Source organism: Bifidobacterium sp. JNUCC 75 (genome assembly GCF_054819865.1).
In genome coordinates this window covers 253,708-278,374 of record NZ_JBTHIF010000001.1, presented here as the reverse complement: position 1 = coordinate 278,374, position 24,667 = coordinate 253,708, and the positions used below count along the sequence as shown (strand labels likewise).

Here is a 24,667-nt window from a genome sequence, read left to right as displayed (position 1 = left end):
CCGTCAGATGCCAATGGTAGATATCGACTGGCTCAAGGAGCATGTGCAGGTCCCTGAGGATCTGACCTATGAACAGCTGGCCAAGGACTTGGTTCGGGTCGGTCTGGAGGAAGAGGACATTCATGAGTCCACGGTAACCGGTCCTATCGTGGTCGGCTATGTGGTGGATGCTGAGCCTGAACCTCAGAAGAACGGCAAGACGATCAACTGGTGCCATGTGGATGTGGGCGAGCAGTACAACGCTGTGGACGACCAGGGTCACAAGGTGCCTAGGGGCATAGTCTGCGGGGCCCCAAACATGGCTGCAGGCGAAAAGGTGGTGGTGACCCTGCCAGGGGCCGTCCTGCCTGGGGACTTCCGTATCGAACCGCGCAAGACCTATGGCCACATCTCGGACGGCATGTGCGCCTCAGAGCGTGAGCTGGGGCTGGGCTCGGACCATCAGGGCATCATCCTGCTGCGCAATTACGGGTTCACCCCCGAGCAGTACGAGCAGCTCAAGCCAGGTGACGATGCCATAGCTCTGCTCCATATGAACAGGCCTGTTCTTGAGATCAACATCACACCCGACCGCGGCTATGCCTTCTCCTACCGGGGGGTTGCCAGGGAATACCACCACTCCACGGGTGCTGAGTACACGGATCCGGTGATTGAGCTGAACAAGACAGTGCCGGCCCCCGTAGCTCAGGAGGATCAGGCTCCGCTGGCCGTGCGCATTCAGGACGAGAACCCTATTCACGGTCAGCCAGGCTGTGATCGGTACTACCTGCGTGCCTTGACCGGGTGTGACCCCAAGGCGGCCACTCCCAGCTGGATGCGTCGGCGGTTGGTACGTGCCGGCATGCGTTCCATCAGTCTGCCGGTGGACATCACCAACTATGTCATGCTGGATCTGGGCCAGCCCCTGCACGCCTATGATCTGGACAAGCTCAGCGGGCCCATCGTAGTCCGTAGGGCCAGGCAGGGTGAGCACCTGACCACTCTGGATGGCAAGGATCGCGAGCTCAGCACCGAGGATCTGCTCATTACCGACTCACCCGAGGGGCAAGAGGGATCCCGTATCTTGGGTCTGGCCGGAGTCATGGGCGGTCTGTATGGAGAGGTGACCGATCAGACGCGGAATATTCTGATTGAGTCCGCCCACTTCGACCAGGTGACCATCGCCAGGACCGCACGTCGCCACAAGCTGCCCTCCGAGGCTTCCAAGCGCTTTGAGCGCGGGGTCGATCCGCAGATGCAGCCGGCTGCCGCGGCTATGGCCGCTGACCTGCTGCATCGCCTTGCCGGTGGCCAGGACCTGGATGCTCCGCTGGATATGAACCAGACCAAGCCCATGTCAGTCATCGACTTTGCTGTCAGCGAGGTGGCCAGGCTGACTGGACTGGATGTGGAACCCCAGCGCATTGTGGCCATTCTGCGCGACATAGGCTGCACGGTCCAAGGCGATCCTCAGGACCGGCTGTCCGTGACTCCGCCAACCTGGAGGCCCGACCTAGGCGAGGGCTGCGACCTGGTCGAAGAGGTGGCCCGCCTGATGGGCTACGACCGTATCCCCGTCACCGTGCCATCACCCAAGGTTTCCGGAGCAATTGGTCTGACCGATCGCCAGCAGCGTCGCCGTTGGGTGGCTGACACCCTGGCCGAGTATGGGCTGACCGAGGTTCTGGACTATCCATTTGTTGGTGACAATGATTTCAAGGCCTTCGGCATGGATCCTGATGAGGTCCATATCAACAGCGTGGAGCTGGCCAACCCCATGGCCGCTGATAGGCCCTATCTGAGGCAGAGCCTGCTGCTGCCGCTGGCCAACACCGTGGAGCGCAACCTGCGACGTGGCAACACTGATGTGCGTCTCTTCGAGATCGGTTATGTCTTCCGTCGCGATCCCAAGGCTCCTGCGGTGCCTACACTTCCGGGCGGTGTGCGGCCCAGCGACGAAGATTTGGCCCGCCTGGACCAGGGTCTGCCAGAGCAACGGCTGCATGTGGCGGCCTTGCTGACAGGCCGGGCCCAGGAAGACGGCTGGCTTAAGGACAGCAGGGATGTGGACTGGACCGATGCAGTCGAATCGGCTCGCCGGGTTTTGGACAGGCTGGGTGCCGATTATCGGCTGGAGCAACCCTCAGCCGAACAGGTGCCTGACCAGTGGCATCCGGGCCGCACCGCCAGGCTGGTCCTGGATGACGGCACGCTCGTCGGCATGGTGGGCGAGCTGCATCCTCGGGTTGATCAGGCTCTGGGTTTCCCTGCCCATTCTGCCGCTTTCGAGCTGAGCCTGGACATGGTGCTGGACCACCTGGACTACACACCCCTGCAGGCCAAGCCGGTCTCTACCTTCCCGCCGGTCCGTCAGGATCTGGCCTTCACTGTGCCGGACACGGTCTCGGCAGCTGATCTGACTTCCGCCATCAGAGAAGCGGCTGGGTCTAGTCTTGAATCCATCGAGCTGTTCGACGTTTTCACTGGCGATCAGATCGGTGAGCATGCAAAATCACTGGCCTTCGCAGTCACCTTCCGCGCCCCGGACCGCACCTTGACGTCCGAGGACAGCGAATCCCTGCGTCAGGCCATCGTTGACAAGACTGCGGGTCTGGGCGCCGTACTGCGCGCTTGACCGGGCATCACAAGGGGGCCGAGGGGCATGACGGATTCTCAAGAACAGGGCACAGCCGGTGGACCTGACCGCCAGGATCATGATGGAGGCGACCAGCCCTTGTACGGCGCACGCGCCGATCGTTATCCAGGGTGGAATCCGTACATATACGGTCGCCCAGACCCCGAACCTAAGGCCAAGGAATCCGATTCGTCACAAGGCAACCCCGCCAACCGGCCTATGCCCATGGCGGGGCAGCCGGCCCCAGGACGCGGCGGAAATCCCGGGAATCCTCAGGCCAGTCCAGGCGCTCCGGTCTGGCCTCCACAGGGCCTACCCGATCTGAACGACCCCTCCCAAAATCCGGTCTACGGTCACTGGGATCCCTGCGCCATCATCGCCTTCCTTATGGCCCTCTTCTTGCCCATGCCTGTGATTCCCGCTCTGCTGGGTGGCGTTTCCATGTATCGGACCCGCCGACTGCATATGAAGGGCTATGGATTGGCTATGGCTGCCCTGATCATCAACCTGCTTTTCACGCTTGCCTGGATCTGGCTGCTGGTCAACGGCATCTCCCTGAATGATTTCTACCAGCAGATGATGCCATCGCCCTCGACGGGCGGCGGCGGATCCGGCTCAGGTGGCGTCAGTGCCTGAAAACTCAAGGCGCTGGCTCCTTCTGGATGCGATTATGCATTTGCATTAGCCGGAATTCATGTTTGTGCATATGCTGTCAGCCTTGAGATATAGAGATCTACGAGGGGGATGTTCAATCAGATGGGTTTGGATATTAATATCGTCGTATTCGACGGGTTTGAACCCTTGGATGTTTTTGGCCCCTTTGAGGTTTTCATCAATACTGATGGCGCCCGAGTGCGGCTTTTCTCTCTTGACGGGCCAGGCTTGAAAGTCGGTGAGGGCGGTGTCAGGGTCGAAACTGTAGGACCAGAAGATATTAATTCCCAAGGGGTTCTGCTGATACCCGGCGGGTCCGGTACTCGAACTCTGGTTGGGGACGACCAATGGACAGGGCAGCTGGCAAGCTTGGCCGCCAGGTCGCCGCAGGTAATGACGGTCTGCACAGGCTCGGCTCTCTTGGCTGCCGCTGGTGTGCTCGACGGTCGGCGTGCGACCTCAAATGACTTGGCCTTTGACTGGGTCGTCAGCACAGGGGAGCGTGTGGACTGGATCAAGGATGCACGCTGGGTGGTCGATGGCAAGTTTCGTACATCTTCGGGTATCTCGGCCGGCATCGATATGGCCTTGGCCTTTGTGGAGGAGACGTGCGGATCCGAGGCTGCGGAAAAGGCCAGCAGGCAAATGGAATATATCCACAACAGAGACTCCGGTTATGACCCCTTCGCATAGTTGAAAGTGTTGCACAGCTAGAGCAGAGATATAGCGACACGCCGAATTGCATAAATATGCGTTTTACTGCATGAGTATGTATGATGGTTCCCGATGAAGGGAGCACTCATGCGGCAATACACGGTGGCTGTAGCGGGAGCTTCGGGGTATGCCGGCTCGGAGATGATCCGTCTATTGGCGGCCCATCCAGCATTTCAGGTTTGCACGGTCACCGGTCATGGCTCGGCTGGCCGGCTGCTGGGGGAGTTCTCGCCCAACCTTCCGGAGTCGATAGCCTCGCTGCAGATTCAGGATACCGATCCAAAGATCTTGGCCGGCCACGATCTGGTGGTTCTGGCACTGCCTCACGGGGCTTCGGGTCCCCTGGCAGAGCAGCTGGATCCGCAATCGCTGATGGTCGACCTGGGGGCTGATCACCGGCTGGAGGATCCTGGCGACTGGCAAGACTACTACGGCGGGCCCTTCTCAAGCCCGTGGACCTACGGGATGCCTGAGCTGCTCAATCCGGGTGGCGGTCGCCAGCGTCAGCTGCTTGGACAGACTCGGCGGATCGCTGGTCCTGGCTGCAATGTCACGGCAGTCACTCTGGCCTTCCAGCCTGCTTTAGCCGCCGGACTGGTGCAGACCGATGATCTGGTTGCTGACCTGGCGGTCGGCTACTCGGGCGCCGGACGCTCAGGCGGCAGAATGGATCTGCTGGCAGCCCAGGCCATCAATTCAGCCCATCCCTACTCGGTCGGAGGCACCCACCGGCATATCCCTGAGATTCTGCAAAATCTGCGTAAGGCCGCAGCTGCGAACCCGAGCATAGGGGGTCTTGGGAAACAACCCATCCGCATGGGGCTGACCCCTATACTGGTCCCCATGTCGAGGGGGATTCTGGCAGTGGTCTCAGCCAAGCTGAGCACGCGTGGACGGAGCATGGGGGTGTCTGATGTTCGCGAAATCTGGAAAGAGGTCTATGCCGGGGAGCAGTTTGTCGATCTGCTCCCCGAGGGCAGGCTTCCCTCCACGGCCGATGTGTACGGCTCCAACCGGGCCCAGGTCCAGGTAGCTGTGGACCAGCGCGCTGACCGCCTCTACGCTTTTGCAGCCATCGACAACCTGACCCGGGGTACCGCAGGCCAGGCACTTCAGGCCGTAAATCTGGCCTTGGGCCTACCTGAGGAGACCGGACTGACAACTATAGGAGTGGCACCATGAGCATCACCTACCCTGCAGGCTTCCGGACCGGCACCGCCATCGCCCACCGTCCGGGAGGCTCACAGCGCCGCAATCTGGCCCTGGTCGTCAACAGCGGACCCATGGACACGGCTGTGGGGGTCTTCACACCTAATCGTTTCCGGGCCGCTCCGGTTATCTGGACTAGCAGGATCCTTGAAGAAGGCCGTGCCGGAGCCGTGGTCATCAACTCTGGTAATGCCAACGCCTGTACTGGTCCTGAGGGCCTGGACCAGGCCAGAGCCATGGCGGAGCGGACAGGAGAGATACTGGGCCTGCCGGCCAATCGGGTCGCTGTCTGCTCCACAGGAATTATCGGCCATCTGCTTCATCTGGACTCCATATTGACTGGCATCGACCAAGCTGCCCAGGGGATGTCGGCCAGTCAGGAGGCTGGTGAAGAGGCCGCCAAGGCCATATTGACCACCGACACCTGCACCAAGACAGTGGCCGTGGACGGGTCTGGCTGGCGGCTGGGAGGCATGGTCAAGGGTTCCGGGATGATTGCCCCGCAGCTGGCCACCATGATCTGTGTAATCACCACTGATGCCATTTTGGAGCCGGAACAGGCACGTCAAGACCTATCCGAGGCTTGCCGGCTCAGCTTCAACCGAATCGACGTGGACGGGTGTATGTCTACCAACGACACCGTCCTGCTGATGGCATCCGGGGCCTCTGGTGTACGGCCTGACTCCGAGCAGTTCCAGGAAAAGCTCGGTCAGGCATGCACGGATCTAGCTCATCGGATCGTGGCTGACGGCGAGGGCAGCAGGCATCGGATCCGCATCCGTGTGCACGGTGCCGAGAGCGAGAATGCAGCCCTTGCCTGCGCCCGCGCGGTCTCCGGCTCCACGCTGCTCAAATGCGCTGTGGCCGGGGAAGACCCTAACTGGGGTCGAGTGGTATCTTCCCTGGGCACTGTGCCTGTTTCTACGGCGGCCTATGATCCGGCCCATGTTGATGTCAGCTTCAACGGCATCAAGGTCTGCCAAGGAGGTCGTCCCGGCCAGGACCCAGAGCTGGTCGACCTGCACGTTCCCGAGGTCCATATAGACATCGACCTTGGCCAGGGCAACAACCAAGCCACGGTATGGACCGATGATCTGACCCACGAATACGTGACCATCAATGCCGACTACCACACCTGATAGGAAGTCTGATCGGACGCAGTGCCAAGAGCCGCAGCAATCGGAAGATGGTCATAAGGAAGGGGAAGAGGATGGCGGATGACGAGCAGGATGCCGAAGCTGAAAAGGCCTTGGACGACGCCCGCAAGGCCCAGGTGCTCATCGAGGCCCTGCCCTGGCTGGAGGAGTTCGCCGGCCAGCGAATCGTAGTCAAATACGGCGGCCATGCCATGGTGGACGACCATCTGCGGCAGTGCTTCGCCCAGGACATGGTCTTCCTGAGGCAGGTGGGCATGCATCCGGTGGTGGTGCACGGTGGCGGCCCGCAAATATCCCACATGCTTCAGGCCTTGGGGATTCCATCAGTCTTTCGTGGCGGCCTGCGGGTAACCACTCCGGAAACCATGAAGGTGGTTCGCATGGTGCTGACCGGACAGGTGGGCAGGGATCTGGTCGGCGCCATCAATGCTCACGGTCCCATGGCTGTCGGTCTGTCAGGGGAAGATGCCGGTCTGTTCAGTGCGGCCCGCCGTACCGGCATGGCGGATGGCCAGCCGGTCGATCTGGGCCTGGTGGGCGAGGTCGTGGGCGTGGATGCCTCGGCCGTCGAAGACCTGATCGATGCCGGGCGGATCCCTGTCGTCTCCTCCGTGGCTCCTGACGAGCAGGATCCCACCCAGGTGCTCAACGTGAATGCCGACGCAGCCGCATCTGCTCTGGCAGTAGCTCTGGGTGCCCGGAAACTGGTCATTCTTACCGATGTGGAAGGACTGTATGCCAACTGGCCCCAGGCCGATTCCCTGGTCTCCAGCATCGGCGTGGACCAGCTCGAGGATATGTTGGAGGACATGCATGAGGGGATGCGCCCCAAGATGGAGGCCTGCCTGCAGGCCGTGCGCTCCGGGGTGGGCGAGGCGCACGTCATCGACGGACGGCGACCGCATTCCATGCTCAACGAGATATTCACCCGCAACGGCATCGGCACGGTGGTCGTGCCGGGCCGGGACATGATCATGAGGAGGAGCCATGACGAAGGCTGATGCGCCCACTGCCAAAACTGCTGAGCCCAAGAGGACTCCCGAAGGGCCGCAGAGCAGTCAATGGGCAGACCGCTATGACCGCGTCCATATGCAGGTCTTCGGACGCCCAGGCAGAGTCATGGACCATGGCCGAGGCGCCTGGATCTGGGACCTGGATGGCAACCGCTATCTGGACATGATGGCCGGAATCGCGGTCAATGCTCTGGGTTACGTCCATCCTGCCTGGAACAAGGCCTTGGCTGAGCAGGCCGGAAAGATGGCCCATATCAGCAACTTCTTCGCCTCCCAGCCTCAGATCGAGCTGGCCGAACGGTTGCTGGACCTGGCTCAGGCTCCGGAGGGGTCCCGCGTCTTCTTCGCCAACTCGGGAACCGAGGCCAATGAGGCGGCCATCAAGCTTGCCCGGCTGCATGGCGCTCGCATGGGCGGTCACCCTGGCCGGATCCTGGCTCTGACCCATAGTTTCCACGGCCGCAGCATGGGCTCCCTGAGCCTGACATGGAAGCCGGCCATCCGTGAGCCCTTCCAACCCCTGGTTCCGGGTATGGGCTTCCTGCCGGCAGAAGACGGCGATGATATAGAGGAGGCCTTTGCACAGGCGGAGACCTCAGGAGAGCCGGTGGCTGCCGTCATTCTGGAGCTCATCCAGGGAGAAGCCGGGGTGCTACCGCTGAATCCTGACTACGTTCGGCAGGTGCGCGAGCTCTGTAGCCGGCATGGGGCCCTGATGATTTTGGACGAAGTGCAGACCGGAATAGGCAGGACCGGTCACTGGTTCGCCTTTCAGGACCATAGCCTGTCCGGAGGAGCCTGTCCTGACGTGCTCACCTTCGCCAAGGGGGTCGCAGGCGGATTCCCCATGGGCGGGATGATCACCTTCGGTCCTGGGCCATCGGGCCTGCTGACTCCCGGCATGCACGGATCCACCTTTGGAGGCAATCCTCTGGGATCGGCCCTGGCACTGACCACCTTGGAGACTATCCAGCGGGAGGGCCTGCTGGAACGGGCACGGCAGATGGGGGAGAGGCTGCGCGCTGGCCTTACTGATTGCGGGAATCCCCTTTATAACGAGGTCAGAGGCAGGGGGCTGCTGGATGCGGTCCAGCTAAGCGCTCCTTGTGCCGGGGATCTGGCTTCCTGGGCTTTGGACCATGGGGTGATCGTCAATGCAGTGGCTCCTGATGCCTTGCGTCTGGCTCCGCCTCTGATTATTCAAGCAGACCAGATCGACCTGGCCGTGGATATCCTGTCTAAGGCTCCGGTCAGTCTCGGGAAGGGCTTGCGGCAGGATGGTCAGTGAGATCAGCCATCAATGACGTGCGTAATCATAGCGATAGGGAGGCAGAGATGAGCAACGGTTTGCGGCACATGCTGCGTGACGACGACCTCAACCACGAGGAGCAGCTGGAGGTGCTTCGACTAGGCATGGCCTTCAGGACCAATCCCTATTTATCCCAGCCTTACCATGGGCCTCAGGCCGTGGCGATCATTTTCGACAAGCCCAGCACTCGCACCAGGACAAGCTTCTGCGTGGGCGTTGCCCAGCTGGGCGGCTATCCCATGGTCATTGACAGCTCAGGCTCGCAGCTGGGCCGTGGCGAGCCTGTGGCGGACACCGCTAACGTGTTGACACGGATGACATCCACTATAGTCTGGCGCACCTTTGGGCAGGATCGGGTGGAGACCATGGCTGCCCATGCTACCGTACCCGTCATCAACGCGCTGACTGATTCCTTCCATCCCTGCCAGGTTCTGGCAGACTTCCTGACCCTGGCACAGCATCGGGGTGGGGTCGATGCCCTGGCTGGCATGACCATCGCCTACCTGGGAGACGCAGCCAACAACATGGCCAACTCCTATCTGCTGGGCGGGGCAGTAGCCGGTATGAACGTGCGGATTGCCGGCCCCCACGGCTTTCTGCCCGATCCGAGCCTGGTGGACCAGGCGCAGACTCTGGCCACTGAAAACGGCGGATCCATTCTGGTCACTACGGATCCTGTTCAGGCTGTGGAGGACGCTGATTGTGTCTTCACTGACACCTGGGTCTCCATGGGCGAGGAGGACCAGTATGCCATTCGGTCCCATCCCTTCCAGCCCTACCAGGTCAATGCCGCACTTATGGCCCATGCCCGCCCGGATGCCCTCTTCCAGCATTGCCTGCCCGCCTATAGGGGCCGGGAGGTTACGGCCGAGGTTATCGACGGTCCACAGTCCGTGGTCTGGGACGAGGCTGAAAACCGGCTGCACGCCCAGAAGGCCCTGATGACCTGGTTGGTGGCCCGTTCCTGGGGCGATGAATCCCTTTTGCAAGGGGTGTGCTGATGCGTCCGACGACCAAGGTGGCCCGGCTGGATGCCATCCGCCAGGCCCTGAACCGACATCGGGTCAATTCCCAGCAGCAGTTATCGGCCTTGCTGGCGGAGCAAGGCATCGAGGTGACCCAGGCCACCCTGAGCCGGGACCTGGACGACCTGCATGCCACCAAGCTGCGGTATGCAGACGGGAGCATGGCCTACTGGATTCCCGCCACCACCGATCAGCAGGCTATGGAGGCCGCTGCCGCCGAAGGGCCTGAGGTCGAGGGGGAGAACAAGACCGATGCTTACCTGGCCAAGATTCTGACCGGGCTGATCACCTCAGTGGCCAGGGCCCGCAACCTGCTGGTGGTCAGAACCCCGGCCGGCGCCGCCCAGTATGCAGCTTCCGCCCTGGACCGCCAGCCTATCAATGGAATCCTAGGCACCATAGCTGGGGACGACACGATTCTGATCATCGCTGCAGACGATGAATCGGCTTCATCCCGGGCCAACTGGCTGATGACCATCGTCTCCGGCCAGGAGATGCCAAGGCCCGATGATCGCTGAAAGCACGAACTGAATATCTAAAAGTGTGAAATTAGAAGGAAAGAGGATCGCCATGACCGAAAACAATCGCATCGTGCTGGCCTACTCGGGCGGCCTGGACACCTCGGTGTCCATTCCCTACCTCAAGGAGCGCACCGGCAAGGATGTGGTGGCCGTCTCCCTGGATGTGGGCCAGGGTGGCGAGCGTCTGCAGACCATCCGCCAGCGTGCCTTGGACTGCGGGGCAGTCGAGTCCGTCGTGGTGGATGCCCGGGACGAGTTCGCCAGGGACTACTGCATGCTGGCGCTCAAGGCCAATGCCATGTACGAGGGCGTCTACCCGCTGGTATCAGCCATCTCAAGGCCGCTGATCACCAAGCATCTGGTTCAGGCGGCCCACAAGTACGGTGCCGACACCATAGCCCACGGTTGCACCGGCAAGGGCAACGACCAGGTCCGTTTCGAGGTCTCCATCATGTCCATCGACCCTTCGCTGAAGGCCATCAGCCCCATCCGCGACCTGGGGTTGATGCGGGATGTGGAGATCGCCTACGCCAAGGAGCACCATCTGCCCATCGAGCAGACCGAGGAGAGCCCCTATTCCATCGACCAGAATGTCTGGGGACGGGCCATCGAGACCGGCTACCTGGAGGATCCCTGGAATGGGCCCACCAAGGATGTCTACTCCTACACCGACGATCCTGCCTTCCCACCGGTCGAGGATGAGGTGACCATCGACTTCGAGCAGGGCATCCCAGTGCGCATCGACGGCAGGGCCGTCACCCCTCTGGAGGCCATCGAAGAGATGAACCGGCGCGCCGGAGCCCAAGGGATCGGACGCGTGGATCTGATCGAGGACAGGTTGGTGGGCATCAAGTCCCGCGAGCTCTATGAGGCTCCTGGCGCCGTGGCCCTGATCACCGCCCACCAGGAGCTGGAGAACTGCTGCTTGGAGCGCGAACAGCACCGGATCAAGCGCGACATCGACAAGCGCTGGGGCGAGCTGGTCTACGATGCCCAATGGTATTCGCCGGCCGTCCGCTCACTGAACGCCTTCATCGAGGAGACCCAGCGCTATGTCTCCGGCCGCATCCGCATGGTCATGCACGGGGGACGGGCCGTGGTCACCGGTCGGCACTCCGACAGCTCCCTCTACGACTACAGCCTGGCCACTTACGAGTCCGGTGACAGCTTCGACCAGAATGCCTCCAACGGGTTCATCGCCATCTATGGCCTGGCCGACAAGGTGGCCGCCGCCCGTGATATGCGCTTCGGCAACGGCATCGCGCAGGACGGACAAGACCAGTGAGCTCCGACGACAAGCCCATGGCTCTCTGGGGCGGGCGCTTCAGCGGAGGTCCCTCACCGGCGCTGGTCGAGCTGAGCCGTTCCACCCAGTTTGATTGGCGACTGGCCGATGACGACCTGGCCGGTTCCCGGGCCCACGCTCGGGCTCTCAACCGTGCTGGGTTGCTGGATGATGACGAACTGGCACGCATGGAGAAGGCCCTGGATGAGCTCCAGGACCAGGTGGATTCCGGCGCCTTCGCCCCTGAACCTGGCGATGAGGACGAGGCCACTGCTCTGGAGCGTGGTCTGATCGACATAGCGGGGGATCAGCTGGGCGGCAAGCTGCGGGCCGGGCGCTCGCGCAACGATCAGATCGCCACCCTTATTCGGATCTGGTTGCGCCGTCACGCCCGGGTGCTGGCCAAGGATCTGCTGCGCACAGAACAGGCTCTGATGGATCAGGCCCGTGCGGCGGGAACCACGGTCATGCCTGGCCGCACACACATGCAGCACGCTCAGCCTGTCCTGCTGTCCCACCAGCTCATGGCCCATGTCTGGCCTCTCATCCGTGACCTGGAACGCCTGAGGGACTGGGACCAGCGTGCCGATGCCAGTCCATATGGATCCGGCGCGCTCGCCGGCACCACCCTGGGTCTGGACCCACTGCCAGTGGCACGGGATTTGGGCTTTAGCCGAGTCTGTGCCAACTCCATCGATGGGACTGCAGCAAGGGATGTGGTCGCCGAGTTCGCCTTTGTCGCTGCCATGATCGGCGTGGATCTGTCCAGGTTGGCCGAGGAGATCATCATCTGGAACACCCAGGAGTTCGCCTTTGTCCGCCTGGACGACGGCTACTCGACCGGGTCCTCCATCATGCCTCAAAAGAAGAATCCGGACGTGGCTGAGCTGGCTCGCGGCAAGGCCGGTCGGCTGGTCGGGGATCTGGCTGGCCTGCTGACCACTCTCAAGGGGCTGCCGACAGCTTATGCGCGCGACCTGCAGGAGGACAAGGAGGCGGTCTTCGACCAGGTGGACACTTTGGAAGTCCTGCTACCTGCCTTTGCCGGCATGGTCGCCACTTTGAGCTTCAACAAGGATCGCCTGGAGGAGCAAGCCCCCACAGGATTTGCTCTGGCCACCGACCTGGCCGAGTGGCTGGTCAGACAGGGGGTGCCCTTCCGGCATGCCCACGAACTCTCCGGGGTCTGCGTCAAGCTGGCCGAGGGTCGTGGTTGCGAGCTGGCTGACTTGGATGATGACGATTTCGTCAAGGTCTTCGCTGACTGGGTACCTGCCGATCAAGCCCCAGAGGTCCGTTCAGTCCTGACCGCCGGGGGAGCCGTGCGTGCACGCCAGGGCCAGGGGGGCACTGCACCAGAGAGGGTAAAGGAGCAGATGGACCAGGCTGCACATGCGTTGGAGGAGCTGAAGACCTTCGCTGACTCGCAGTCTGATGGGCCTGCCTACCGTCCGCCCAGGTGAGCTTTCTGGTTTCCGCCAGGCCGGTGTCCGCGTTAAAATTCCGAACGGCAATTCCCCAAGAGGGACGGCAAACGGCGAAAGGCGGCGGGTACATGAATCCGGTGGCACTGGTCCAGGCTTGGTGGGCCAAGGAGCACATCACTCTGGCAAAAGAGCCGCCTGGCTCACGCTGCGGGCTATGTTCGCCTCCGGACCAAGGCCGTGACCTGGAGCCGCTGACCATGCTGGTGGTGGGCGATTCCATGGCGGTCGGCTGCGGGGTAGAGGACCAGAGTCAGGGCTTCGTCCCTGACATAGCCGCATGCCTGGCCACTCGGCTGGGTCGTCCGGTCTCCTGGTCGACCCAGGGTCGGCTAGGGTCCACCATCCGCAGAGTCCGCTACCGGTTCCTGCCCGCTCTGCAGGACTATCCTGATTTGCTGGTCCTGTGTGCAGGTTCCAACGACATCATGGCCAACCGCACCGATGAGCAGTGGCGGGATGACCTGGCAGCCAGCATTGAGCTGGCCAAAGACAAGGGCCGTCAGGTGCTGGTCCTCAGCTCCGGTCAGCTCTATCGGGATCCTGCCCTGGGCCGGGCGCTCAGGGCCGAGGTGGAGCGTCGGATAGCCCGCCAGACGCAGACCAGCCGTCAGGTCTGTCAAGAGGCTTCGGTGCCCTTCGTGGATGCTACCCGCGACGATGTCGGCACTGACCGACCCGACTTCTGGGGCATCGATCACTTCCATCCGGGGGTTGAGGGGTACCGGCGCATGGCTGCCTGTGTGGTCGACCATATTCCCCAAGACTTAATTGATCAGTTGTCTGTGAATGCGCATTCCTGAACTGAACGCAGCGATTACGCTGAGAGGTTCCCGCTGGTCGCCCTGCCTTAGCGAAACAGATAGCGGTTAATAGTCAATCGACAGCAGCTGATTCGCAATGAATAATCAGTCCGGCTTCATGACTTGGCGATTCCTGCTTTGGTGAGGCCTTGTCTGCGGCGGTCCGGGGCTCGGCCGTGTCGGTATCTGTTGCAAGAATAGTAGGGTTTAGCATACATTCATTAAATATTCGATAGGGAGTAGCCTCTCATGTCGCAGGTCACCGATTTCAGGCAGGCGGGTTTCGACTCGCTTTTCGACGAACTCAAGTGGCGCGGTCTCATTGCCCAGTGCACGGACGAGTCCGAGCTCAGGAAGGTGCTGGCCGACCCCTCGGTGACCTATTATTGCGGATTTGACCCCACAGCCCCCTCGCTGCACGTGGGCAATCTGGTCCAGCTGCTCAACATGCGCCACCTGCAGGCGGCCGGTCTGCATCCCATCGCCGTTGTGGGCGGGGCCACTGGGCTGATTGGCGACCCTCGTCAGTCGGGGGAGCGCACCCTGAATCCCAAGCAGACCGTGGCCGAGTGGACCGAGCGCCTTCGTGGGCAAATCGGTCGCTTCCTGGATACCGAGGGAGACAACCCCGTCCGGTTCGTCAACAACTACGAGTGGACCGGCTCCATGAGCACCATCGACTTCCTGCGCGATGTGGGCAAGAACTTCCGCATGGGCACCATGCTGGCCAAGGACACGGTGGCCCGCCGTCTGGACTCCGACGAAGGCATCTCCTTTACTGAGTTCAGCTATCAAGTGCTGCAGGGCAACGATTTTCTGGAGCTCTTTGACCGCTACGGATGCAGTCTGCAGCTTGGCGGCAGCGACCAGTGGGGGAATCTGACCAGCGGTCTGGATTTGATTCGCAAGGTGCGCAATGCATCTGTCAATGTTATGACCAGCCCGTTAATCACCGACTCCCAGGGCAAAAAGTTTGGTAAGTCGGAGGGCAATGCAGTCTGGCTGGATCCCACCATGTTCAGCCCCTACCGCTTCTACCAGTTCTGGTTCAACCAGCCTGACGACCAGGTGGTCAAGCTGCTGAAGACCTTCACCTTCCTGCCCAAGGCCGAGATTGAGCGTCTGGAGGAGAAGACCGCCCAGGATCCGGGCGCTCGCGAGGCCCAGAAGGTCCTGGCCTGGCAGGTGACCTCCTATGTGCACGGCGAGCATGCCGCTCAGGGGGCCATTGATGCCTCTGGTGCCCTCTTCGGTCGTGGCAAGACCCTGGAGGAGCTGGACGAGGATGTGCTGGATTCTGCTCTGGACGGGCTCAAGGTCGATGATGGTCAAGGCGGGCGTGCTCTGCCTGCAGCCAGCGAGGGCCAGCGTCTGGTGGAGGCCGGGGTTGCGGCCGGACTCTTCCGTTCAGTCTCCGAGGCTCGTAAGACTGTGGCATCGGGTGGTTTCTATCTGAATAACCAGCGGATCGAGGATCCGGATCAGGTATTGGGGAACAAAGACTTTCTGCATGGGCGCTTCGCCCTGGTTCGCAGAGGAAAGAAGGCCCTGGGCGCACTTGAGCGTCGGGCCGGCAAGTAGGAACGTAGGAATTAAGGACACTGATGGCAGAAGAACACAATCATTCCCGTGGCGATCGCGGACGGGGCCGGGGCGGTTCGCGTCCGGGCGGATTCCGGTCGGGCGGTCGTCGCTCTTCGGGCTTCCACAAGGGCGGTTCGCACTCGGGCGGATACCGCTCTGGCGGCTATCGTTCGGAGGGTCACCGTTCCGGCAACTTCCACAACCATGACAGCGAGGGCGGCGAAGAGCGTCGTTCCGAGGGCAGGAATGGACAGCGGCCCTTCCGCGGGCGCGGGCACGACCGGTTCGAGCGCGACAATCGCGGATATAGGCATGACCGTCATGATGGTCACGGCGGCTTCCGCAGGGATTCCGACCGTGACCGCCACGGCCGTCGGCAGGATGGCGACCGTCCACGTCGCGACTTCCATGCCAACGGGAATGGCGGATATGGGCATCGTGATCGTGACAACAACCGCGGTCGGTCGGGGTATGGCTACCAGCGGCATGACCGTGACCGTGATCGTAGCCAGGGCTTCCACGGGGACCACCGTCGGGATGACGACCGGAGGTTTGATCGTCGGCAGGATGAGCGGTCCGGTGGGGATCGCCCCTGGAACAACCGCTCCCGTGATGACCGTCCACGTCATGACCGTTCACATGGGGATCGTCCCTACGGCAACCGCTCCTATGGCGACCGCTCCCGTGATGACCGTCGTCAAGGCGGCTATCGGGGCGACCGTTCCCGTGGCGACAGGTATCAGGGCCAGCATGGCCGTGATGACCGTCGTCGTAACGATCATCGCCATGACGACCGCCGCGGGTCCTATCAGCGTGACCGCCAGAATGGCTATGACCGTGCTCGCCGCAACTCAGACGGGACCATCTCCTACCCCTCGCAGAACCCCTATACGGACCGTCGGCCCGGCGAGCCCAAGATGCCCAAGGGGCTGGAATGGTCCATGCTCTCCAAGGATGACCGCCTGCGCCTGCGTGGACTGAGTAAGGAGCACGCGGAGAACATCGGTCTGCACATCCTGGCCGCCTACGCGCTGGAGGAGACCGATCCCCAGGGGGCCCTGGCTCATGCCAAATGGGCTGCACGACAGGCTTCCAGGATTGATCTTGCCCGGGAGACCCTGGCCTTGGTCGCCTACCGTCAAGGCGACTACAAGCTGGCCTTGAAGGAGTTCCGTACCGCACACCGTATGAACGGCTACTCTGATTACCTGCCCTTCATCGCAGACTGCGAACGTGGTTTGGGCAATCCCCGCAAGGCCATTGAGGAGGCTACCTCCGAGGAGGGCAGCCAGCTGCAGGGCGAGTCCAAGGCGGAGATGTTCCTGGTTTATGCCGGAGCGCTGGGTGATCTGGGCTTGTGGGACAAGGCCATCGAGACCGTTCAGGCCCTGGTCAAGGCCCGCGGGCTCAGCGGCGACTACCGGATGCGTGCCGTGCAGGCCGAGCAGAATTTCCTTGAACAGGCTGGTCGCAGCCAGGAGGCTCTGGAGTTGGAACCCCTGCTGGATCGACTGGAAGCGGAGTATGCCGACGAGGATGAGGACGAGGATGGCCAGAAGGACGGACAGTCCGAGGAGATCCTGATTGACTACGACCTGGAGCACCTGGATCCGGCCATGATGGAGGATCTCTCCATCGACTCGGATGGCGGCGAGGACGACTCGGATGAGGCTGAAGCTGAGACTGAGACTGAAACTGAGGCCGCTGAGTCTGATGTCACTGACGAATCGGTACAGAGTGCCGATGACAGCAAGGTTGAGGAATCTCCTGAATCAGTAGCTTCGAATGATTCAGCGAGCTCAACTGACACAGTTGATTCAACTGATTCGACTGAGTCAGCTGATTCATCCCTAATGTCCGAATCTGGAATGCAGGAATCGTCGGATGCTGTGAAGCAATCCGAGGGAGAGCCTTCTCGCATTGATGTGGAAGCTTCGGGGGATGGCTCTCAAAGCGACCAGACTGGCAACGAAACCGACGTGACTGTTGCCGATGAACCGGCTGCTGACGGTGGTGATCTGTCTGACCAGGATGCAGGTTCCAAAGCCGATACTGCCGATCATCAGAATGAAGAGTCCAAGGATGAGCAGGTCAAAGGGTCTGATACGTCTGATGAAGCCAAGGCCGAATCATGACCGTCTTCCTCAAAGGAGCTGAAGACGCCCTGGCAAAGATCTACCGTCTGGCTCTACTGGACTTAGACGGAGTGGTCTACCGGGGCGCTGACCCTGTTGAGCATGCGGCCGAGGGCATCGACCGCGCCCAGACGCTTGGCATGCGCATGGCCTATACCACCAACAACGCATCCCGGTTTCCCCATGTGGTGGCCGATCAGCTGCGAGGATTTGGGCTGACCCTGGACGACGGCCAGGTCATTACTTCCGCCGTCGTCGCCGCACGAATGTTGCGCCGATACCTGCAGGAGGGCGCCAGGGTACTGATCATCGGATCCGACCATCTGCGCGAGCAGATCCGCATCAACGGATTGGTGCCCGTGGACAAGGCTGCAGATCAGCCAGAGGCCGTCATCCAAGCTTGGTATCCCGGACTGAGCTGGCAGGACCTGGCTCAGGCCGCCTTTGCCATCGAAAACGGTGCACGTTACTTCACCACCAACAAGGACCAGACCCTTCCCCGGGAGGGCGGTATGGCACCCGGCAATGGGGCCATGCTCCAACCGGTGATTCTGGCTACTGGTAAGCAACCGGAGGACTCGGCCGGCAAGCCGGAATCAGCCATGTACGACGAGGCCCGGCAGCTATTGGCCGGCGACCAGAAGAAGATCCTGGACATTGACCGATGCCTGCCTGTGGGGGATCGTCTGGACACTGACATCGAAGCAGCCAACCGGGGCGGCTACGACTCTATGCTCGTCCTGACGGGTGTGGCTCGAACACCCGCTATTCTGACTGCACCAGCCAAGTGGCGACCGACCTATCTGGCCGAAGACCTGCGTGGCCTGGCCGAGTCGCAACCACAGCCTAGCAAGGAGGCAGACCAGATCTGGCATTGTGGCGGCCAAACCGCGAAGGTGGATGATGATGGGCATATCACCTTGCGTGCTCTTGAAGGCGGTAGCGACCCCATGTCTGATCTGAATGCTGTGCGGGCCTGCGCCTGTGCGCTCTGGGAATATCAGGATCGTGGTGGCGATATGGATTCGCTGGATCTGCCTGCTTTTGTCGTCGGGGCGTAGCGCCAATGTCGGAAGAGGTCAAGTCAGGACAGCTTGGAGCGAGTGGATCTTCGCAAGGTTCCAATGACTACGGGCTGTCTGAGCAGTCCGGCCAGACCGGGCAGCCTGTTGAGTCTGAGGATTCTGCAGGGTCCTCACAGACAGAAGACGAGAATACAGCTGCGTCAGCACCTGAAGAGCCCATGGATAAGCAAGCCATGGCCCCTCTTTTGGAACGTTTCCCTGATTTGGCGAAATTGGACGATCTGGACGTTGCCCAACAGGTTGAGATGCTCGGCAATGTGCTGGCCGGGCTTCAGCAGGACTTGAATCGGGAGGGCAAGTGAACGATGAGGATACGGTCGTCAGCGCTGGGGACGGCCGCAGAAGAACCGTGGCTCTTGCCCGCGACCGACTTGACCGCATCCTGCCTGCACAGGGGCTGACGGATTCACGAGCCAGAGCCCAGGCACTGATTCGTGAGGGCCGGGTCACGGTCAACGATTATCCGGCATCAAGATCTGCTCAGAGTGTCCAGCCAGGCGATGTGATCCTTCTGGATCCCGGCGATGACTATGCTTCCCGTGGAGCACTGAAGCTGGAGGGTGCTCTGACGACTTTTGCGGCGCAGGGAATGCCCGATCCGCAGGACAGGCTCTGCCTCGATATCGGGGCTTCCACAGGTGGTTTCACAGACGTTCTGCTCAGACATGGCGCAAGGCGGGTTATCGCCCTTGATGTGGGCCACGGACAGTTGCTGGAGCGAATTGCGGCTGATCCTAGGGTGGTTGACATGAGCGGTGTCAACATACGCGAAGTCCAGTCGGGCGACCTGCCGTATCGCCCGGAATACGTGGTCTCTGATGTGTCCTTCATCTCGCTGACCTACGTCATTCCCGTCCTCCCTGCCTTGCTGGCGCCTGCTGCTAACTGCTTGTTGCTGGTCAAGCCCCAGTTCGAGGTCGGACGTAGTCTGCTGGGCCATCATGGCATTGTGACAGACGAGGACCGCAGACAAGAGGCTCTGGAGCGCGTCTTAGCCTGTGCATGTGAGCATAAATTCGTTGTCCGAGCTACCATACCATCGCCCATAACCGGAGCCCATGGCAACGTAGAATATCTGCTTTGGCTGTCTTGGTCACAGTCAGCCTGAAGCCTGTGGTTTCCCGCTTCCTTCGCGACACACCAGGCTGGACAGAATCCACAATTGCGGTAGTATAAATGAGTTGTCAAAAACGAGTTCCTCGTCAAGATGACATGCGCCAGTAGCCCAACGGATTAGAGCAGCTGACTACGGATCAGCAGGTTGCAGGTTCGAATCCTGTCTGGCGCACTATATGGGAACCTTACAGTTTCAATGACTGTATGGCTTTACTTCTTCTGTTTTAGACTCTTCAATTTAAAATGTATGCTAAATGGCATCGGATTATTCCGACACTCCTGGAGCATATGGAAAGCCCAGCCGAAGCAGGTCGTATCAATACTGATTGGTATCTGTATCAGGGAAGTAACTTTGTCAGGTTTTATGGTCAACTAATATGCCATATTCTAACACTGCTGGCTCCCCTTAAGGGGAGCCAGCAGATTATGCTTAAAATCGATAGTCGGTGGGCATCGATTAGGCAGATGCGCCCCATCCCCGCTTTAGCGTAACAATTATAGTTTAGTCTACGGTGGAGTCTATTAGGAAGGGGAAGTCATGTGTGCAGAACGGCATAAACTGCAGTGTATGGGTGAAAGTACTCCTAGCCAGGAGGACAAAGAGAAAAAGTTAGAGGAAAATCAGACAAAGGAAGAAACCGCAAAGGATGATCAGGCAATAGAACAAAGAGCAAAAGAACTACTTGATACAGGATACTTCGGTATGGAGAAAACGAGGTGTTTCGTTATTGCATGCATAGTAATTGTTCTTATTTATATTGGCTTGGTGATATTAAGCGTTATTCAGAATAACTTTTTCGACATTTGGGTTAAACCATTTATCCAGGCCCTTGCTGCGTTCATAGTGGCCCTCGGCACATACTTTGACTGGTCCGTAAGAAATATGAATAACACCCTTGATGTAATGTTGTCTAAAGATGAGGCTGATGTCATAAAGAAGACAGACACATATAAAGAGAGATTAGCTTCTACAGAAATTTATAGGGCTTGGTCGATTATTATTGGACTCATTCTTGCCGTTCTTGGATTAGCATAAACACTGTTGTGGGTTATATGTGGAGCCCTGCCGAAGCGAGGCTGATTGTGCCTCAATATAAGTGGAGGTGGGGCTCATTCGAAGTCAGTTTCGAGTTCGCCTTGTTGTGGGCCTGGTTTTGGATAGGCTCGGTCTAGTAGTGTCATAAACCCTTGCCATGTTTTTGAAGCCCGCATTAATGCTATGTCTGCCGTGATTTGAGTGTTGAGGTGTTTGTCGCCTATATCCTGGGTAAGGAATTGATGGTGCTTGTGCTTTCTTCGCCCGTTGTCTTTTGGCGGGTTTTTCTTTTTCAGCTCTGTAAGGACTCCTTTAGGAAGCCTCTCGTAGACGATTTCGTTGGTTAGCCTTCCAACAATTCGAGGCTTCTTCGCGCCTGCTCCAAGATTTTCATAGTCCCATCCCTTCAAGCGGAACATTTCCTGATAGAAAATGTCAGGGAATCGCTTTGCCCAAGGTTGTAGCTCTTCGGCGATGTATCTGCTCAGAAGTTGTTGAAGCTCGTTATGTTGGCGTTCCTCTTGATAACCTGTAGCCTCATCTACTAAGGCGACGATGCCGACTTTGGCTAACGCGGTCATCAGGATCTCCGCCTGTGCCGCTATATGTTCCTGAGACGGAACAAGAGCGTCCTCCCTTCTGGCTCTAAGATATACATCGCAGATTCCTGGCAGTGCTGTTGCGTCTATGCCTGACGCCCCATTGCCTCCCTTGCCCACCTGTCTCCATGCTCGTCTGTTCACGAGTTTTTCTTTGAGGGGCTCTGAAATATATGGTATAAGGTTGTTGGCGGATATGAACACTGGCAGTCTGTTCCCCTCTTTTTTCTGCCTTTTCCAGTGTGATCCCCCTCTTTTTGAACCGAGAGCATCAGACACTTTCCTTTCCGAAAGAAGTCTGGTTCCATCGGCCATCACTCCGCATGGTATGTCATTGCCGCCGGGGAGGTGGAGAATGCCACTGTATTTTGCTGTTTCAGTGTGTTTTTCTTTAACCATGAGCTACCTCGCTTAGTGCTTTGAGAGCTACTCTATCACGCGTTTTTTGTCATTAGCGTCGGAGTCTTAGGCGAATCGATGGAATTACGAGGTCGGAATGTAAATAAGTACCGACACATAGTCATTTTGATGTAAACGGAATCACTGGAATTCAGCGGTTCTTATATTCCTGCTCTCGTAAAGAAAATTCTTACTCGTCTTCTTTTAATCACAAAATTATTACATTTTCTATTTTATATATTTCTATAACTTGTCGAAGTTTAGTCGTTATAAAGTCTGCCGTTATCACCACTTGAACAGATTCCAGATGCTGAACATAGTCTTCCGCCAGATTTTGTTGTATACCGCTTCCTAGAGGTTAGGGTTGCTGTCAGACCGGAGGGGGCAATACGGATTCTTGCTATGACTATCCTGCGATAACTACTTGCGTTATCAGTCAGCATATGGAGGAACCATCTCAATCCCTCACTAGTATAAAGCAATGCAGTATCGGATCTACCTTCTGAGTAGCGTCTCGCACGGCTGGGCCGAACCGATCCGAAATCAACGACACAGTAAAAGGCTGCGTTTGAGTGCTCGGCAGAATATCTATGGCGTGCCGCTACATTACACGATTCTAGCGGGCGGACCGGTCCGCCGGGTCTGGTACAGTAACCAGGACGCTTCCTATCATTCGGTTGCCTATCGTCTGCGGTGACGGCGTCAGCGTCGGCGGGATACGTTCGTAGGTGTATACGGTGAACCTCTAGACAGACCACAGGCCGTAATCGCTGACCAAGACTGCTATAGGTGGGAGAAACAATGTTATGGCAGACAATCGCATGCCCAAACACGCAACAACAGAAGTTAGTGGCCACATTCGGATCTTCAACGACCGGGTGTGTATCATCGTCTGCATGGCCAGCTGGGGCTTAATGCGTTTCGGTTGTCCTAAGATTCGCAAGTTTATGTCAAACACAGTAGAGGCTCAAGCAGCAGGCTTCGGCGCCGACTACAGCTCCATTAAACTTGCACGCTATTAATGGACATATATGCACTACGTTCTCCCTTCAGTCTCTTGGCGCTAGGGTGCTTCCATTTTTAGAAGTGTGGAATAGTACCCTTCGCAAAAGAATATGGGAGCCTGCATGATGGATGGTCAGTATGCCTTCCAGTAGAAGTTTGTGAAGCAGGTTCCTGCCGGGATCTTTGTTGTCCAGGGTCTGTCCATGTTCAGTAATGGGACGATTTACTTTTGAACATCTCATCTTGTGCGCTTTACCATCCTCCTTCTTGACCTTTTCCCTATTCAATCGATTCTCGTTGCAGTAAAAACAGGGGGGAGGTATTGCTCTCGTAAAGGTCTACCTTGTCGATGACCGTCTGGAAGTACGAATAGTCCGCGTCAGCCAAAGGGTGGCCGAGGAATTTGATCATTTCAGTAGCCCTGTTTGAATATCTAGCCTCATAAGGGCGAGCCAAGGATGGATGAGGATCGTCGCTTAGCGTCATAAGATGATACATATTAATGAAATTGACGATATTTTCATAACATGTATAGCTCGACCTTAATTTCGTGCTGTTGATGCCGGAGGTAATGTTCCCTTTGCTGGCCAAACTATGAACGTTGATACGAGTAGGGTCTATTCTCCTAGCCGACTATCAGTGAATCAGCATAATTGAAATTCAAGATATCAATCTAATTAGGACTTACCAGAAACCAGCATTGGTCGGCGTTAACCAGAGGAGCATCCCGTGAGATTTGGTCATTGACCAATTCTATTATCAAGTTAGTAGCTTAGGTTGAATACTCGTGATCGTGGTTGAGTTAATCTTGCAACTATACTGCAAATTCCTTCTCATGGTTACCCGGCTGGTCTAAAAACACATCAAGGAGCGTTTCCGGCTTGCCAATCCATCCGTGGTAGCATGTATAGAACAGTGTATATTGTTTTTCTTCTATAGGGTTCCAGGTGTGCAGATCTCCTAGCCGGTCAATATCGTGGAACTCTTGGCAGATCCGCTGTATACAAGGTATGCTGGTGGATTCTGCGGGCACTGGATGATAATCACCCAAGCTTTGATTCAAGCCTCAATGTCATACTATGTCCTTTCTTGCTTGTCCTCAAACAGAATGAAGTCCAAAACGGTAAGGCCTTCAGACTGCAGCCAATGAGTCAAGTCATTGCCGACTGGTTTACGATTACTAGGCCTAATACCGCAATTGAAGAAAGAGTCTGCCAAGCTCTTGATTTATTGCTTATCCGCCCGCATGAAGCTTTCCTAGTCCCAATGAAACCTTCGAAGCTTGACTTCAAGCTATACTGAAGATTAAACTTATTGCCGAGGATCAAGAGTCGACCGACATATATCGATATAACATCTCTACTTTGGCATGTTCATTACGGTGACAGGACTAATAATATATCCCAATTCCGGGAAAGCCATGTGCAATATGATGTGTTAAACCTTAATCAGCACGTAACTTATCCATATTCCTCGGAACAGTTCGTTCGGTTCGGCTCTCGTTTAGTAGTCTGAATCGCTATGTCATCGTAACCCTAGTGTCTCGAACTGCATGACATTTCTGATTTGGTATTTTCAATGTTCCCCTTTGGTCGGTCACAGCGCACGTGTAGCAATTGTCATTGATAGGGGCGGTGGCCGATCGGTCTTATCTCTTTGCGTCCTATTAACGGCCATTGGGGCAGGCTGCATCCTTAACAATTTGTTTCATTCCAAGTTCCTGAAGTCTATCCCTGATATTTCCTATCTCATGATCGCATATAAGGATATCCTTAAGCTTGCTGGCCGAGCATATGTGCGGCTTAAGCTGGACCAGCACCCCTATGCTCTACGTATATTAACTGGCCAAGGTGAGATACATCATTTAAGTAGTCACAAACGATTTACCGCGGATTAGACAATCCCGCTTATTGTTACAGT

Annotated in this window: 20 protein-coding genes and 1 tRNA gene; 20 read left to right on the top strand and 1 reads right to left on the bottom strand. The window is 58.3% G+C overall.

Annotated features, from left to right (window positions below; all coding sequences use genetic code 11):
* The first annotated feature begins 7 nt into the window (after nucleotides 1-7).
* The 19 genes from pheT (at nucleotide 8) to ACVWNW_RS01065 (ending at nucleotide 20,744) form a co-directional block, all read left to right on the top strand.
* A complete protein-coding gene (gene pheT, locus ACVWNW_RS01155; RefSeq protein ID WP_454482550.1) occupies nucleotides 8-2,614 on the top strand; it encodes a phenylalanine--tRNA ligase subunit beta in 2,607 nt (868 codons plus the stop codon).
* A 27-nt stretch (nucleotides 2,615-2,641) separates the two neighbouring features.
* Complete coding sequence (locus tag ACVWNW_RS01150) at nucleotides 2,642-3,250, top strand: DUF4190 domain-containing protein (protein WP_198208359.1); 609 nt, start codon at nucleotides 2,642-2,644, stop codon at nucleotides 3,248-3,250.
* Nucleotides 3,251-3,370: 120 nt separating this feature from the next.
* Complete coding sequence (locus tag ACVWNW_RS01145) at nucleotides 3,371-3,961, top strand: DJ-1/PfpI family protein (RefSeq protein ID WP_454482548.1); 591 nt, start codon at nucleotides 3,371-3,373, stop codon at nucleotides 3,959-3,961.
* A gap of 108 nt (nucleotides 3,962-4,069) precedes the next feature.
* Complete coding sequence (argC, locus tag ACVWNW_RS01140; protein ID WP_198230061.1) at nucleotides 4,070-5,164, top strand: N-acetyl-gamma-glutamyl-phosphate reductase; 1,095 nt, start codon at nucleotides 4,070-4,072, stop codon at nucleotides 5,162-5,164.
* On the top strand, nucleotides 5,161-6,330 hold the full coding sequence (gene argJ / locus ACVWNW_RS01135) for a bifunctional glutamate N-acetyltransferase/amino-acid acetyltransferase ArgJ (protein WP_454482546.1): 1,170 nt from the start codon (nucleotides 5,161-5,163) through the stop codon (nucleotides 6,328-6,330). Before argC ends, argJ begins: the two co-directional genes overlap by 4 nt.
* Before the next feature lie 71 nt (nucleotides 6,331-6,401).
* Nucleotides 6,402-7,349 (top strand): acetylglutamate kinase, encoded by a 948-nt coding sequence (gene argB, locus ACVWNW_RS01130; protein WP_198190942.1) that lies wholly within the window; start codon nucleotides 6,402-6,404, stop codon nucleotides 7,347-7,349.
* Nucleotides 7,336-8,649 carry an acetylornithine transaminase gene (locus ACVWNW_RS01125; RefSeq protein WP_454482544.1) on the top strand — a complete coding sequence of 438 codons (1,314 nt, stop codon included), beginning with the start codon at nucleotides 7,336-7,338 and terminating at the stop codon, nucleotides 8,647-8,649. Before argB ends, ACVWNW_RS01125 begins: the two co-directional genes overlap by 14 nt.
* A gap of 47 nt (nucleotides 8,650-8,696) precedes the next feature.
* Nucleotides 8,697-9,671: an ornithine carbamoyltransferase gene (gene argF, locus ACVWNW_RS01120; RefSeq protein ID WP_454482543.1), complete on the top strand. Its 975-nt coding sequence runs from the start codon at nucleotides 8,697-8,699 to the stop codon at nucleotides 9,669-9,671.
* Complete coding sequence (locus ACVWNW_RS01115; protein ID WP_454482542.1) at nucleotides 9,671-10,213, top strand: arginine repressor; 543 nt, start codon at nucleotides 9,671-9,673, stop codon at nucleotides 10,211-10,213. Before argF ends, ACVWNW_RS01115 begins: the two co-directional genes overlap by 1 nt.
* Nucleotides 10,214-10,265: 52 nt before the next feature.
* Entirely contained in the window at nucleotides 10,266-11,501 is a 1,236-nt protein-coding gene (locus tag ACVWNW_RS01110; protein ID WP_154312513.1) for an argininosuccinate synthase, read from the top strand.
* Nucleotides 11,502-11,518: 17 nt separating this feature from the next.
* Nucleotides 11,519-12,964 carry an argininosuccinate lyase gene (argH, locus tag ACVWNW_RS01105; RefSeq protein ID WP_454483327.1) on the top strand — a complete coding sequence of 482 codons (1,446 nt, stop codon included), beginning with the start codon at nucleotides 11,519-11,521 and terminating at the stop codon, nucleotides 12,962-12,964.
* 92 nt (nucleotides 12,965-13,056) lie between these two features.
* Nucleotides 13,057-13,788, top strand: a complete 732-nt coding sequence (locus ACVWNW_RS01100; protein ID WP_454482539.1) for an SGNH/GDSL hydrolase family protein — start codon at nucleotides 13,057-13,059, stop codon at nucleotides 13,786-13,788.
* A gap of 249 nt (nucleotides 13,789-14,037) precedes the next feature.
* The gene (tyrS, locus tag ACVWNW_RS01095; RefSeq protein WP_121912660.1) at nucleotides 14,038-15,369 is read left to right on the top strand and encodes a tyrosine--tRNA ligase; all 1,332 of its coding nucleotides are present in this window, start codon (nucleotides 14,038-14,040) and stop codon (nucleotides 15,367-15,369) included.
* A gap of 23 nt (nucleotides 15,370-15,392) precedes the next feature.
* Nucleotides 15,393-17,507: a tetratricopeptide repeat protein gene (locus ACVWNW_RS01090; RefSeq protein WP_454482537.1), complete on the top strand. Its 2,115-nt coding sequence runs from the start codon at nucleotides 15,393-15,395 to the stop codon at nucleotides 17,505-17,507.
* Nucleotides 17,504-18,568, top strand: a complete 1,065-nt coding sequence (locus tag ACVWNW_RS01085) for an HAD-IIA family hydrolase (protein ID WP_454482535.1) — start codon at nucleotides 17,504-17,506, stop codon at nucleotides 18,566-18,568. The genes ACVWNW_RS01090 and ACVWNW_RS01085 overlap by 4 nt, the downstream gene beginning before the upstream one ends.
* Nucleotides 18,569-18,573: 5 nt before the next feature.
* Nucleotides 18,574-18,894: a hypothetical protein gene (locus ACVWNW_RS01080; protein WP_454482533.1), complete on the top strand. Its 321-nt coding sequence runs from the start codon at nucleotides 18,574-18,576 to the stop codon at nucleotides 18,892-18,894.
* Nucleotides 18,895-18,941: 47 nt separating this feature from the next.
* On the top strand, nucleotides 18,942-19,700 hold the full coding sequence (locus ACVWNW_RS01075) for a TlyA family RNA methyltransferase (protein WP_454483325.1): 759 nt from the start codon (nucleotides 18,942-18,944) through the stop codon (nucleotides 19,698-19,700).
* A gap of 106 nt (nucleotides 19,701-19,806) precedes the next feature.
* Nucleotides 19,807-19,880 (top strand) — tRNA-Arg (locus tag ACVWNW_RS01070).
* A 366-nt stretch (nucleotides 19,881-20,246) separates the two neighbouring features.
* Complete coding sequence (locus ACVWNW_RS01065; RefSeq protein ID WP_454482531.1) at nucleotides 20,247-20,744, top strand: hypothetical protein; 498 nt, start codon at nucleotides 20,247-20,249, stop codon at nucleotides 20,742-20,744.
* A gap of 74 nt (nucleotides 20,745-20,818) precedes the next feature.
* Here the strand turns inward: ACVWNW_RS01065 and ACVWNW_RS01060 are convergent, their stop codons facing one another.
* Nucleotides 20,819-21,742, bottom strand: a complete 924-nt coding sequence (locus tag ACVWNW_RS01060; RefSeq protein ID WP_454482529.1) for a P63C domain-containing protein — start codon at nucleotides 21,740-21,742, stop codon at nucleotides 20,819-20,821.
* Between the two features lie 806 nt (nucleotides 21,743-22,548).
* On the opposite strand from ACVWNW_RS01060, the gene ACVWNW_RS01055 reads away from it, so the two are divergent.
* Nucleotides 22,549-22,764 (top strand): hypothetical protein, encoded by a 216-nt coding sequence (locus ACVWNW_RS01055; protein WP_454482527.1) that lies wholly within the window; start codon nucleotides 22,549-22,551, stop codon nucleotides 22,762-22,764.
* Nucleotides 22,765-24,667 lie beyond the last annotated feature (1,903 nt).